At 66.0% G+C, this 13630-nt stretch carries 9 protein-coding genes; 1 reads left to right on the forward strand and 8 read right to left on the reverse strand.

Translation table 11 applies throughout. From position 1 onward, the window contains the following. Window positions 1-64: 64 nt before the first annotated feature. From POL25_RS13825 to POL25_RS13850, 6 genes are all read right to left on the reverse strand, one after another. On the reverse strand, window positions 65-868 hold the full coding sequence (locus POL25_RS13825) for a tetratricopeptide repeat protein (protein WP_272086459.1): 804 nt from the start codon (window positions 866-868) through the stop codon (window positions 65-67). 433 nt (window positions 869-1301) lie between these two features. Then, complete coding sequence (locus POL25_RS13830) at window positions 1302-3392, reverse strand: AgmX/PglI C-terminal domain-containing protein (protein ID WP_272086460.1); 2091 nt, start codon at window positions 3390-3392, stop codon at window positions 1302-1304. A gap of 121 nt (window positions 3393-3513) precedes the next feature. Continuing rightward, window positions 3514-3789 carry a hypothetical protein gene (locus POL25_RS13835; protein ID WP_272086461.1) on the reverse strand — a complete coding sequence of 92 codons (276 nt, stop codon included), beginning with the start codon at window positions 3787-3789 and terminating at the stop codon, window positions 3514-3516. A gap of 212 nt (window positions 3790-4001) precedes the next feature. Then, on the reverse strand, window positions 4002-5462 hold the full coding sequence (locus tag POL25_RS13840; protein WP_272086462.1) for a tetratricopeptide repeat protein: 1461 nt from the start codon (window positions 5460-5462) through the stop codon (window positions 4002-4004). A 32-nt stretch (window positions 5463-5494) separates the two neighbouring features. After that, window positions 5495-9376, reverse strand: coding sequence for a tetratricopeptide repeat protein (locus POL25_RS13845; RefSeq protein ID WP_272086463.1), 3882 nt, complete (start codon window positions 9374-9376; stop codon window positions 5495-5497). Between the two features lie 103 nt (window positions 9377-9479). Further along, window positions 9480-11078, reverse strand: a complete 1599-nt coding sequence (locus POL25_RS13850) for a tol-pal system YbgF family protein (RefSeq protein WP_272086464.1) — start codon at window positions 11076-11078, stop codon at window positions 9480-9482. A gap of 940 nt (window positions 11079-12018) precedes the next feature. Between POL25_RS13850 and POL25_RS13855 the strand changes: the two genes are divergently transcribed. Further along, entirely contained in the window at window positions 12019-12642 is a 624-nt protein-coding gene (locus POL25_RS13855) for a hypothetical protein (RefSeq protein WP_272086465.1), read from the forward strand. Window positions 12643-12646: 4 nt separating this feature from the next. Here POL25_RS13855 and POL25_RS13860 read toward each other — a convergent pair whose 3' ends face one another. Together POL25_RS13860 and rplS are read right to left on the reverse strand one after the other, a co-directional pair. Then, window positions 12647-13084 carry a YraN family protein gene (locus POL25_RS13860; RefSeq protein ID WP_272086466.1) on the reverse strand — a complete coding sequence of 146 codons (438 nt, stop codon included), beginning with the start codon at window positions 13082-13084 and terminating at the stop codon, window positions 12647-12649. 6 nt (window positions 13085-13090) lie between these two features. Further along, window positions 13091-13507, reverse strand: coding sequence for a 50S ribosomal protein L19 (gene rplS, locus POL25_RS13865; protein ID WP_272086467.1), 417 nt, complete (start codon window positions 13505-13507; stop codon window positions 13091-13093). Window positions 13508-13630 lie beyond the last annotated feature (123 nt).

Here is a 13630-nt window from a genome sequence, read left to right on the forward strand (position 1 = left end):
AGACGACGAGCCGTCCCCGACGGCCCGCGGGGGCCTGGCCTCGCGGGTACCGTCGCTGTCGGGCTCAGATGACGTCCTGCATGCGAGCGACGGTGTCGCGCGCCGCCTTGATGAGGTCGGGACGGGCGTCTCCGGCCTTGCCCAGGAACAGCTCGAGGTTCTCTTTGGCTTCCTTGCGCTGGCGCAGCTCGGCGAAGGCCATGCCGAGGCCGTAGAGCGCGTCGGCGCCGTCGGGGTCGATGGCCTTGGCCTTCGTGTAGGCGTCGATGGCCTCTTTCATCTGCCCGAGCTCGAAGTGGGCGCGGCCGAGGCCGTTCCACATGCGAGCGTCCTTGTCGTTGATCTGCGCGCCGGTATCGAGCACCGCCATCGCCACGTTGGCGAAGCCGTAGTCGATGTACATGTTGCCGAGCGAGACGAACGCGGGGCTGTAGCTGGGCTTGATCTCGATCGTCTTGCGGTAGGCGGAGTCGGCCTTCTCCGGCTGATCGAGCTTCTCGTACAGCACGCCGGTGCGGTAATGGGCGCGGTACATCTTCGGGTCGAGCTTCAGCGCCTCTTGGAACGAGTTGATCGCGGCGTTGAACTTGGTCTCGCGCTCCGACGACGACACGCCGTCGGCCTCGCCCTGGGCCTGCTGCACAGCGCCGAGGTCGTACCAGTACTCGGCCTGCGGCTCGGCCTTCATGTTGTCGATCGCGCCCGTGAACGCCTTCTCGGCGTCGACCAGCTTGTTCTGCTTCTTGTAGATCTGGCCCAGGGTGTGATGCGCGGCCGCGTAGCTCGAATCGAGCTGAATGGCGTCCTGGATCGCCTTTTCGGCGCCGGCGGTGTTGTTGCGATCGAACAGCTGGATGCCTTCGTTCATCCGGTTGATCGCCTGGACTCGGTTACGGCTCGCCAGGCCATTACAGGCCGGCAGGAGGACAGCACAGGAGACGACGAGAGCGGCCAGAGGGGAGAGACGACGCATCAGAGACCTTTCCGGATCGCGTGCGGATGATAACGGGCGGGGCATCTGGTGACAAGGTTGCACGTCGGCGCGATCGTTCGCGGCGTTTCTCGGGCTTCGAGAAGGTCGCCGAGGTCGCGAGCGAAAACGCGCCACACGCGCCGGGCTCGCCGAAGATGCCGCTGGGCCCGGCAATCGGCCAGGTCGTGAGTTGACGCGAGCCCGCGGCCAGGGTCGGGCGATCTCACCGACAGATCTCCGAACGCCCAGCAGTCCTTAAACGCCGAAGGCCCGGCGTGGCCGGGCATCCTGGCTTTCGAGACAGGCTGTCCTTCAGGACAGCTTTCGATCAACCCGGCTCGAGCACGAACGGGTACGAGACGATGACCGAACCGCCGCCTTCGGGCTTGGGGAAGGTCCAGCGTTTGACCGCCTGGGCGATGCAGGAGCCGACGGCCGGGTCCTTCAACGTGCTCTCCTGGACCACCGCCGTGGGCACCTTGCCGGTGCCGCCGATGGTGAACTGGACGGCGACGCGGCCCTTGGCGTTGGGGTCACGCGCGAGGGCCTGGTTGTAGCAGTAGCGGACCTCGTTGATGTGCGCGCGGACGATGCGGCGAATGATGTCCTTGTCGAGCGCGCCCTGGACCTCGGCCTTGGCCTGACGGACCGTCGGCACGCGGGTGCCGCGGCCGCCGAAGCCGGCGCCTGCGCCACGACCGTAGCCGGAGCCCGTGCCGCCGCCGCCGCCCTTGCCGATGAGGCCCGTGTTGCCGAGGCCGATCGTGCCCTCGCCGGTGCCGCCGCCGCCGCGGCCGGTGCCGACCAGGCCGAGGCCGCCGACGCCGTACGCTTCGCCGACCTCGGTGCCGGTGAGGCCGCCCCACACGTCCGCGTCGTCGTTGCCGACCGCGAACGCGCCGCCGTACGGCGAGGCGAGGAAGTGGCCGCTCTCGGCGCTCATGACCCCGAGGATGCCGGCCTGGCGCGCGGCCATGTCGGGGTCGAAGTTACGGGCCATCTGCGGGATGGCGTCCTTGGGGCCCTTCATGGCGTAGAGGCCCGACTTGCTCTTCGAGGTGGGCTTGCCCATCTTGCCCTCCTCGCCCTTGTGACGCTGACCGGTGCCGCCGGCCTCGTCGTCGGAGTTCTCCATGTCCTCCGGCGGCGGCTCCTCCTCCTCCGGCGGCTTGTCGGGCTGGTTGAGGTAACCGACGAAGCGGTTCTCTTCCATCATCTCGTCGAGGCTGAGGTTGCCGGCCTCGTTGGGGATCAGGTGCGTGAGCACCAGCAGGCTGCCGATGACCACGAACGAGGCGCCGTTGTAGATCCAGAACGGCTTGTCGGTCTCGCTGCCGCCCTTGATCACCGCGCCCGGCGCGACCGAGTTCACGTAAAAGGTGACGTCCTGGTACTTGACCCGCGCCGTCGCTCCGGGCGGCAGCGGGAAGCTGAACGACGAGCCCTGCGCGCCCGCGCGACCGGTGGCGACCAGCTGCTGCAGCGTGATCGTCTGGCCGTCGAAGGTGACCTCACCGCTCATGTTCTGGGTGAAGTTGAGCGCGAACTCGTGGTCGCTGCCGCGGACCAGCGGGAAGCCGTTGGGCTCGGGCAGGCCGGCCGGCGGCACGTGGAACGACGCGCCGTGACCCTCGCCGATCGTGAAGTTCTTGTTGACGTAGTCGCCGGTGCGGATGAGGCCCATGCTGAACGGCACGAGGCCCGCGATCGCCAGCAGCATGCCGATCGCCGCCAGACCGTTTCCGGGCGGGGTCGGGCGCGGCGTGCCCTGCTCGATCGAATCCTGGACCTTCTTGCCGTAGCCGGGCCAGTCCGCGTTCACGTCGCTGAAGAACACCGCCGCGCCAGCGACCAGCATCGCCCCGCCGATGGCGAGGAAGATCGGCGCCTGCGACTTGCGGTTGCGCAGCTGACCGACGTGCTGCACGTCGAGCACCGTCGTGCCGTACATCGCCACGACCTCGGCCACGCGCGAGCCGCCCTGATTCTCGACCTCGCTGAGGTCGATCTGGATCGGCGCCCGCGTCGCCATCGGCGCGGCCATCGGCGCAGCGGCGACCGCCACAGCCACGGGCGCGGCCACCTGCGACGGGGCCGGCGCGACCGCGGCCTGCTGCCGGACGAAGCCGACCTCGAGCCGGTAGGGCCCGAAGTTCAAGGCGTCGCCATCGTGCAGCACCGCGTTCTTGTCGATCCGCTGGCCGTTGAGCACGGTGCCCGCCGCGCTCCCGAGATCGATCACCCGCACCTCTTCGCCGGACACCTCGATCACGGCGTGCATGCGGGCCACGGCCTCGTCATCCAGGCAAACATGGCTGCTCTTCAGCTTGCCAATCTTGATGACATCCTGTGTCAGCGTCTGGGTGTCGACGAGCTGGTCGCCGTAAAAGACTTTGATAGCGAGCGTCTTGGTGGACATGGTCGGTCCTCGGTCCGGCGGATTGCGCGGGCAGAGACAGCGGGCTTCGGTGGCGGTTCCCGGGGTTCGGGCGCTTGTTCAAAAAAGAAACGTGAGTGAAAGCACGGGCGTCAGGCCCGGATCACACATCGTTGGCCATCTTGATGAGCTCGGGAATGAAGTGCGGCCGGATGGTGATGAGGCTGGCGTGCTTGGTGCGGCCGCGCGAGGCGACGTTGGCGCCTTCGGGCGAGAGCAGCTCGCCGTCGACGTTGTCGTCGTCGAAGTCGTAGACCGTGGTGCCGCTGCCCTTGCCCTTGTTGGCCGCGGAGTCGGCGTCCTGGTCGCTGGCCGGAGCCGCGAAGGCGGTGGTCGAGGCGAAGAGGGTGGTCAGCAGAGTGATCAGAGCGAGCCGCATGATGAACCTCGTGGAACGGTCCCCCTGGGACCTTCACGCACCATACCTCGCTCGGGCCAGCCTTGTAAACGACCGGCCCTTGTGATGCGGTGGCCGGCGAGCGCGGACACGGGGCGAGGCGGGTTTGGCTGCGAGATCGCTCCGGACGCGTGACCCAAAAGAAAAAGGGGCGGCCGTCCGGCCGCCCCTCATGCGCGAATGACGAGCGCTGCTTACTTCGGAGCCGCGGCGCCGCCGGCGGGCGGAGCGCTGGGCGCCGGAGCGCTGCCGGCGGCCTCGGCGGCCTCGGCCTGCTTCTCGAGATCGAGGAGTCGCTTGCGCTCTTCCTCTTCCTGCTTCTTCGCGATCGCCTCGAGCTCCTTGGCCTTCTTCATCATCTCCTCGGAGACGCGGTTGAAGGCGATGGTCTCATCGATGGTGGCGATGCGGTCCTTGGCCAGCAGCACCTGCTGGGACCACTTCTTGTCGCTCTTCACCGTCTCGATGAACTTGTTGTAGTGGCCCTTGGCGACGTTGATCAGCTTCTCGTTCTGCGCGGTGTCGACGGTGTCCTGGGTGCTGATGTGATCCTGGTACAGCACGCCGAGGTTGTAGATCGGGCGCGGATCGGAGGCATTGAGCTTGAGCGCCTTGTTGTACGACGCCTCGGCCTCCTTGAACTTCCTCAGGCCGCGCTGCGCCACGCCGAGAGCGAGGTGCGCCTCGGTGTTCTTGGCCTGACGCGAGTCCTTCAGCGCGATCTCGAACGCCTTCTCGGCCGTCGCGTAGTCGCGGAAGCGGATCGAGATGAAGCCGATGTTGAGGTTCGCCTCGACATGGTTGGCCTCGACTCGCACCGCCTCCTTGAACGCCTTGAGGGCGTTGACCTGGTCCTGACGCTCGAGCAGCAGCAGGCCCTGGATGTTGTAGAGGTCGGCGGACTCGCGGCTCTCGGTCTTGAGCACGCGGACGCCCTGGGTCACCACGAGGTTCGCGAGCACCAGATACGACTTGTCCTTGCTGTGACCGCGGTCGTAGTAGATGCGCGCGAGGTTCTCGTAGGCGGCCTGGTTGCCCGAGTCGAGGGCCAGCACGCCCTGGATCGACTTCTCCGCCTCGTTGAAGGCGTTGACGTCGGTGTTGCTGGCGTACTGGTTGCGCAGCAGGCCGGCGACGTTGTTGCGGGCGGCGCGGGCCGACAGCTTGTTGGCCTCGACGCCCTTCTTGAACATGTCGAGGGCTTTCGACTCCTGGCCCTTCTTCCAGTAGATGACGCCGAGGTTGTTGTAGGCGAGGTCGAACTTGGGCGCCTGCGAGATGAGCTGGGCGTAGATGCCCTCGGCCTTATCGGACTGGCCGCACTCCTCGTAGACGACGCCCGAGTTGAACTGCGCCAGCGCCATCTGCACGCCGTGAGTCTTGTAGACCTTCTGGAACGCGCCCGCGACGCGCTCGCACTCGTCGCCGCTGATCTTCCCGTCGCTCTTGGCCGCGTTGTAGGTCTTCACGGCCGCTGCGAAGTCGTTCTTCGCCTCCTTCGAGGCTTCGGCCGGCGCGGGCCCGCTCGGGCCGCCGCCGCCGCCGCCACCGCCACCGCCACCGTCCGGGGTGTTGGTGCTGGTCTTGTTCTTCCCGCAGGCCGTCAATGCGACAGCCAGGGCGCCGATGCTTGCGATCTTGATCAGGTTACGCATGGTGGTCGCTCCTTTGCTGGCTGCTGCCGGCCTCACTCGCTGTCCTCGTCGCCGTCGTCGGCCTTCTCGGCGGGCTTCTCAGCCGGCTTCTCGGCCGCGGCGCCGACGCTCGCCTTGCGCTTCTCACCCTCGAGGTCGAGCTGCACGTCCACGCGATCGGGGCGGCTCGCCGTGTACTGCGAGACGCCGAAGATCTCTTCGGTCGCCGGATACTTGTCGGGCTCGCGCTGCTGGAGCTCCTCCTCGCACAGGCGGGAGAACTCGTTGAAGAACTGGAAGGTCGTCGAACGCTCGAGGCAGAACGAGAACTTCTTGACCGCGTCCTCCTGGATCGGCTGGGCCTTGTCGCCGAGCTCGTCGCAGAAGGCGTAGGCCTGCTCCTCGGTCTTGAACTCCTTCGGCACCTCGGCGCGATAGAGCTGATCCGCGTAGTTCTGCGAGACCATGGCCGAGCGGGCGGCGGCGGCGAGCATCCAGTACGGGCTCTGCTTGGCGTTGACGATGCCGTCGTACTGCTGCTGCAGCGCCTGACCCTGCTTGGTCTTCTTCTCGTAGAACTCGAGGAAGCGCTTGGTCGAGTCGGCCTTCTTCGCGACCTGCTCCTTGTATTCCTTCTCCCACTTCGGCAGGCCGGCGTCCTTCTTCCACTCTTCGACGAAGAAGCTGAGGCCGCCCGGCATCTCGATCTTCAGGTAGTCCTCGTACTGACGGTCGGCCTTGTACACGCCCGACATGGCGACGGCGTTGGCGAAGTCCTCGCGCCGGTCGCGGTCCTCCTCGGGCACGTTGATCTTGCTCTTCGCCAGCTTGAGCACGCTGTCGAAGTACTTCTGCGCCTCTTCCGCCTTCTTCTTGTTGCGGGAGTGGACGGTGATGATGCCGGAGGTGGCCGAGCCGCAGTACTCCGGGATGTCCTGCTTCTTGCTGGCCGAAGCGGCGGCGCCCTTCTTCTCGGTGCCCTTCTTGACCTTCTTCTTCAGCGCCTCGGCGGCGGCGCGGGCCTTGTCACCGGCCTGCGCCTTCTTGCGCTTGATGGTGATGCACGAGTCGTAGAGCAGGCCCTCGGCGCACGACTGGCGCCACAGGATCTGGCCGATGTTGGCCTCGGCGACGATGCGACGGTCCAGGCCGCCGTTCTTGCCGTAGATCTTGAGGTACTCCTCGGCGTGCCGGAGCTTCTCGTCCTCGGTCTTGAGGATGTCGTGCTTCGACCAGAAGATCTTGGCGGCGAGCTCCGGGTTGTCCTTGCGGTAGAGACCCTCGTACTTCGACAGGTCGGCGCTGGCCTGCTGGTCCTGGCCGAGGCCGAGGCGGAACAGGTAGGCGTTGCGCAGGTAGTCGGGCGACTGCTTGTCCTTGATGTACTTCTCCGCGTACAGCTCCATGTGCTGCGCGGCCTTGTCGTACATCGCGATGGCCTGGTAGTTGCCGGCGAGGTTCGACAGCGTCTCCTGGTAGTGCTGACTGGTCGGGAACTTCTCGAGCAGGATCTTGCGGAAGCGAACCGACTGACCGAGCAGGAAGGCCGCCTCGTAGCACTCGGCCGCGTTCCAGATCAGCGTCGAGGCCTTCTCGTGGGCGTCGCCGTACTCGTTGTAGATGGCGATGAACTGCTCGGCGCACTTGCGGTAGCCGTCGGGGTCGCCCTTCCGGCCGGCCTCGAGGTAGGTCATGCCCTTCTTCCAGCCGATGCCGGCGAGGAGCCGCGGGATCGCTTCCTTCAGCTCGTCGGCCTCAGGATGCGTGTAGACCTTCATCTTCTGCATCTTCTTCGACCACGTCTCGAGGTCGTCGGATGCCTTGATCGCCTCCTCGGGCGTCAGATTCTTGTCGATCCAGCGGATCGTCAGGATGTCGAGGAGCATCTCGGAGCACCAAGCGGCGTAGATGGAGCCGTCGAACTTGACGACCATCTCCTCCAGGAGCGGGCGCGCCTCCTGGAACTTGTTGTGCACCATCATGAGCTTCGCCCGGTGGTAGACGATCTTGGGCAGCTCGGGGTCCTTCGGGTCTTTGACGTACTTCTGGTAGATGTCGTACGCCTCGATCATCTTCTTCTCGTCCTCGGCGTAGTCGCTCTCCGGGTACGAAAGATTCTGATCGCCCTTGGTGTTCTCGTCGGTCTTGGTCTTCTTCTTCTTCTCTTTTTCCTTGTAGACGCAAAGACCTTCGGCGTTCGTCTTGCAGGACTTCGCCTGACCGCCCGTCTCGTCGTACTCGAGGGCGTTCTTCATCGCCAACATCTGCGCGTAGGCAGCGTCCTGCGTGAACTTGCCCTCGGGGTTGATCTCGAGGACCTTGACGAACTCTTCGTGGGCGCGACGGAACTTGGTCAGGCCGTCGGGCTTGGTCTTCTTGTCACTGACGAGCGAGCTGGCGCGAGCCCACAGCAGCTCCGCGTAGAACATCTGGATCTCGTACGAGTCCTTGTCCTTCGGGAAGGTCTTGAGGAAGCCCTCGTAGGCCCGCTCGGCGAGCGTGTACGTGGCCTCGTTCTTGGTCTTCTCGGCCTCGTCGTGCCACACGGTGGCCATCTGCTTCATCGTGTCGAGCGTCTCGTCTCGGCACTTGCGCTTGACGGCTTCCTTCTGCGACCCGTTCTTGAACTTGTCCCAGTACTCGCCCAGGCGCGCCGTCTCGGTCCACTGGACTTCCTTGTTGTCGGTCGCCAGCGCGTTGATGACGACGCGGCCCTGCCACTCACAGGTCTGCGGGTCCTCGGGGAACAGCTCCTGCAGCTTGTGATAGGTGTACGTCGACTCGGTGTACATGCCCTGCCCGAAGTACTGGACTGCGAGCAGCTCCATCATCTTGCGGGACATGTTCTCGTCTTCCTTGGGGCCGTCGCCGACCTTCTGGAAGAACTCCCACGCCTTGGACGGCTTGCCCGACATGACGAAGGCGCGGACGAGGTCGCGACGGGCGTCGCGGCGCAGCTGCCTGGCGTTCGCTTCGCTGCCGGCGCGGCCCTCGAGGGTCGCGGTGATCGTCTTGACGAAGAAGTCGAGGCTGAGGTCGTAGCGCGGGTCGGCGGTGCCGACCGGGTTCAGGTGACACCACGCCATCTTGTAGAGCGCGTAGGCGTAGACCGGGCTGTCCTTGAAGGTGATGACCTTCTCGTACAGCTGGAGGGCGTCGCCGATCTTGCTCTGGGCGAAGTAGTAGTCGGCGAAGCTGAGGTACGCGTTCGGGATGTACTGGCTGTTCGGGTAGTCCTGAATCAGCCGGATGTACGCGTCCTTCATCTCCTGCTCGCGCTTGAGCTGGCCGAGCTCGAACGCGTAGAAGTACAGGGCCTCGTCGAGGCGCTTGTACTTGCTGAGGCCGGGGTCGGTGACGAGAGCCTTGTAGAGCTTGACGGCCTGCTCGCTGGCGGCCTTGGACTGCGCGTCGAACTTGGCCTGCTTGGCCTTGAGCTGGTCGGCCTTGCCCTTCTGCTTGGCCTCCTCCGCCTGGAAGATCGGGTCGTAGAGGGCGCCGGACTGGGTCTCGAAGTACGCCTTCTTCTCGAGGAAGTGGTCCGACAGGCGGTACAGCAGGTCCGGGTAGTCCGGGTGAGACTTGTCGGTCGCGTTGAGGAGGCGCTTGAGCTGCTCGATCTGCGTGTCGGCGATCTCTTGGGCGACCGCGGCGCGCTTCTTGGCGAACTCCTGCCCCTCCATCATGTCGACGCGGCGCTTGGTCTCTTTCTCCTGCCGCTCTTTCTCTTCCTTGAACTTCGTGTCGAGCGTGTCCTTGGTGCGGACCTTGCCGGACTTGCGGTTGTACTTGACGGCACTGTTCGCCTCGGCGCCGCCCTCCGCCGGGGCCTGCGCGCTGGCAGGAGCCGCGGCGGCGAAGACGACCACCGCGAGACCGACGCCGCTCAGGATGTTCAGCTTGCGAAACTTGCGGGGATGGCTGTGTGGCTTCATGGACCTCTACCTCAGATGGCGGGTCCACGGGACCCGGCCTTGTTGCTGGCTCTTGTCAAACGCCGGCGAGGTCGCGCGCATGACCTCGCCGGCGCCGCCGCGGCTACTCCTCCTTGCAGCGGCTAGTAACCTTGTAGTTGTAGTAACCGAGCTCGTCTTTCCAGTACTCGCCGTTGTAGTTGTAGATCTCGTGCTCGGCGTCGACCTTCGGTCGCACCGGACGGCGCTCGGTTGCTGCGCCGGCGTCGCCGGCCTTGATGCGGTTCAAGATCTCGTACTCGATCTTGATCGCCTCGCGCTCGAGGTCGTTGATCTGCTGGATCTGCTGGACCAACCGGTTACGCGCGAGGGCGCCGGTCGACTCCTTGCCCAGCGAGAGCAAGCCGTCGAGCGTCTCCGTGATCTGCTCGGCGAGCGGGCTGCCCTTGAAGTCGGACTTGGCGTCCTCGAGCTGACCCTGCTCGCGCACCAGCTCGTTGACGAACGCGTAGTTCTTCTCGAGCGTCTTGTCCTGCAGCGACTTCTGAGCGACCTCCTCGACGAACGGGTCGAGCTTCGACTCGCTGTTGCGGATCTTCACGCTGAGGTCGAACAGCGCGAAGTCCTCGGGCGCCTTGGCGAGCAGGTCCTTGAGGTCGTCGCGGGTCTTCGGGTACTTGCGGTTGAACTCCTCGATCGCCAGCTTCGCGGGCTGGTAGCGGCAGTTGAAGTAGTACGTGACCGCCTTGAGGATGATCGACTCGGGGTACAGGTAGTCGTAGAAGAACGGCGCGTTGAGCGTGTGGATGTACCCGAGCGTGCGCTGGTAGTGGATGTTCGACTGCTCCGGCTCGACCTCGACGAGGCGGAACTCCGTCCACGACGACGCGAGGATCGAATCGAGCCAGTAGGGCGAGGCCAGCGGAATTTTGTCGTAGTACTTCAGCGCCGTGTCGTACTTGCCGACCTGGTAGAAGATGTAGCCGAGGGCGAGGTTGGCCCGCTCCTCGTAGCGCTGCATCTCCTCCTCGAAGCTCAGCTCCTCGATCTCGCCGGCGACCTGCTTCTGCTTGTTCTTCTTGGCGAGCTTGGCCTTGGCCTTGGCTTCCTTCTTGCGCTTCTTCTTGTCCTTGGCCCAACCCTCGCGTAGCGAGATGTTCTTGCGGAGGACGTTCTTGAACGCCTCGACCGCCTGCGGGCCGTGGAACTCGCGCGTCTCGGCGACGCCGAGGAAGAACTGCGCCGGGATGTAGTAGTCGCTGTTGTCCGGCACCTGGCCGAGCAGCGCGATCGACTGCCCGAGGTCGCCCTTCTGGTAGTAGAAGCGGCCGAGCAGGTAGTACAGCTCGTCGCGCACCTCGTCGAAGGCCGAGTCCTCGAGCTCGGTCGGCTTGTACGTACCGACCTTCTCGAGCACGCCCGCGCCCTCCGGCAGCTCGCGGCTCAGCGACGCCAGCCACGGCAAGGTGAGCTTGTGGTACGGGTGGCTCGGGCCGGTCGTCACGATCTCGCTGAAGACGGCCAGCGAGACGGCGTAGTACTGCAGCTTGTACAGCGTCTTGCCGAGCCAGAACTGCGCGCGCGACTTGTCGCCAGGGGTCTTGCCGCTCGCGACCGCGTGGAAGATGACGGCAGCGCCCTGGTAATCCTCGGCCTTGTACTTGTCCTCGGCCTCGGCCAGCACGCCCGTGGCAGCGCCGTCGGGGTTGCTGGGTGCAGCCACCGGACCCGAGGGCGGCGGGACAGCCGGGCCTGCGGAGGGCGGCGGGACGGCCGGGCCCTTCGCCGGAGGCGGGGGCGGGGGACCTGCCACAGCCGGCGCCGCGTACAGGGCCCACGTGGCGCAAAGGCTGAGAAGAGTGGTGGACGTCAGTTGGCGGAGCGATTTCATGCGGTCGATGCGTCCTAGGCGTGCGGAGTTTCGGCGATCCGAGAGCAGACCCTCAATCACAAAGTTGCAGGCCGGGGTAGGCGGACCTGCGCGGGGCACTGCGGGCCTTCATAGGGGTTTTCGGACGATACCAGCGGCGCGCTCACAGCCGCAAGAGCCAGCCGCGAAGGGTTTGGAGAGTCGAGCGCACGGAGAGGAAGAAGCCGAGGGCCGCGGAGGTTTTCGCGCAGCGACCCGATGACGGCCCCGAACCGAGGCTGCACACCCCGGAGCCGATGAACCGCTCGCCGACCTGCAACGGGGCCCAGCTTCCGCCGATCTGCGGAGGTTCCGGCGGGCTCGTAAAAATTCCGGAACGGCCTCGACGAGGATTCGTGATTTTTTACACGGGTCGACGGGCAGAACGGCACCTGCAGGCATCGCAGCGCGATGCGAGGGCAAGACGGAGATCGCCCACCTGCAGATCCCGGATATTCGTCGCCGAGCAGCGTTCGCCATCGCCGCCCCCCCGGGGTGCCGGGACCACCGGCGATCGAGGTCCAAGAGCCCGTGCGGACGCTTCTCGGCGCGAACCGGCGTCGCGGTCGGGGCGGCGCCGACGCGCTCCGGCGGGCACGCGCGGACGGGCGCGCCCGAGTTTGGCCGGCTTTGTCACGCTACAGCCACGTTGAGGTCGGCGCGCATGGCTTCTACGGCGTTTCGCAGCGCTTGACCCTATGGTCCGGCAGTGTACGATGGGAAACCTGTTCGGCCGCCAAGACTGAGACGCCACATGCAAGTCACTCGCACGCCTGCTCTCTTGCGCACCGTCGCCAACGCGTTGGGCGCCCTGCTCCTCGTGCCGCTCCTCGCCGCCTGTCCGAAGGGCGATGTCGGCGCGCCCTGCAATCATGGCGACGTCGACCCGCCGGCCGACAAGGTCGTGACCTTCCCGGCCCTGAGCTGCAACGACCTCCTCTGCGTCTACGCCGACGAGAAGGACCCGCCGGCCGCCCCCTGCACGACCGACGAGATGTGCAACGCGGCCAGCGACGACGGCAAGGCCCGCTTCCAGTGCGTCGAGTCGAAGTGCGAGCTCTCGTCGACCTACGTGCTCGAGCGCTCGATGTGCTCGAAGACCTGCTCGTCCGACACCGACTGCCAGGACGGCGGCCTCGGCAAGCAAGTGCTCGCGCAGGAGTCCAACTGCGAGGCCGGCTTCAGCTGCGTGCAGATCCAGAAGCTCGGCGAGTTCTGCTGCCAGAAGCTCTGCGTGTGCAACGACGACCTGTCGCAGGGCACCGTCGACGAGCTCGCCACGCAGTGCGCGGCGCTCCCGACCGACCAGAACGGCAAGCCGATCTGCGAGGACGAGATGATGCCCACGCCGCCGCCCGCCGACACCACCGGCGCCTAGCGCGTCACGGATTTCGATCCGCTTCGAAGGCCCCGGGGATCCAAGAGATCCGCGGGGCCTTCTCGCGTGGGTCGTCTTCGGCAGCGAGCGAGTCGTCGCTCGTCAGCACGCTGACGACGTCGAAGCGCACGGCCACGGTCTCCCACAAGTCGCGGCCGACCAGCCACGCCGCTGCACCGCGTCGCAGCCGGGCCTGCTTCCGCGAGTCGACCGTCTCCTCCGGCGTGCCGGCCCGATCGTCTCCGCGGCTGCGGACCTCCACGAATACGTATGTGTCGACGCGATCGTCCACGCCGGCAGGCACGAGCCCGACCAAATCGAGCTCCACACCACCCGCGCGGACGTTGCGGTCGACGACGAGGAGGCCGCGCGCCTCAAGGAAGCGTGCGGCCTGTTCCTCCGCCAGTTGGCCGCGCACCCGGGTAGAGGGTGGCGCGGGCATCGTGGCTCAGTCGCCCTGGGGCTCGGTCGACTCGCTGCTGGCCGAGGCGAGCCCTTCGTTGCCGTAGCCGCCGAGGCGGGCGCGAATGCGGGCGGCGTTGCCGCTGAGGTTGCGCAGGTAGTAGAGCTTGGCCTTGCGGACCTTGCCGCGGCTGACGAGCTCGACCTTCACGACGCGGGGCGAGTTGACCGCCCAGACGCGCTCGACGCCGACACCGTGGGAGATCTTCCGAACGGTGAAGGAGCCGCGGGCGCCGCCACGCTTGCGGTGGATGCAGACGCCTTGGAAGACCTGGATGCGATCCTTGCCGCCTTCGGAGATCTTCGCGTGGACGCGAATGGTGTCACCGGGACGGAACTCGGGGACATCGGCCCGCTTGTAGGAGGCCTCGATCGCTTCAATCAACGGGTTACTGTTGCTCATGGCGGAGCTCCGAAGGGCGCGTGGAGCGGCAAGTCTTGAGTTCAGCCAGTGCGTCGGCGACAAGACGTGCTGCCGCTTCCACCGGCTGGGGGCCGGAAGAGTCATTCATCGGGGTCGTTTCTG

The organism is Nannocystis bainbridge (assembly GCF_028368995.1).
Lineage (GTDB): Bacteria > Myxococcota_A > Polyangia > Nannocystales > Nannocystaceae > Nannocystis > Nannocystis bainbridge.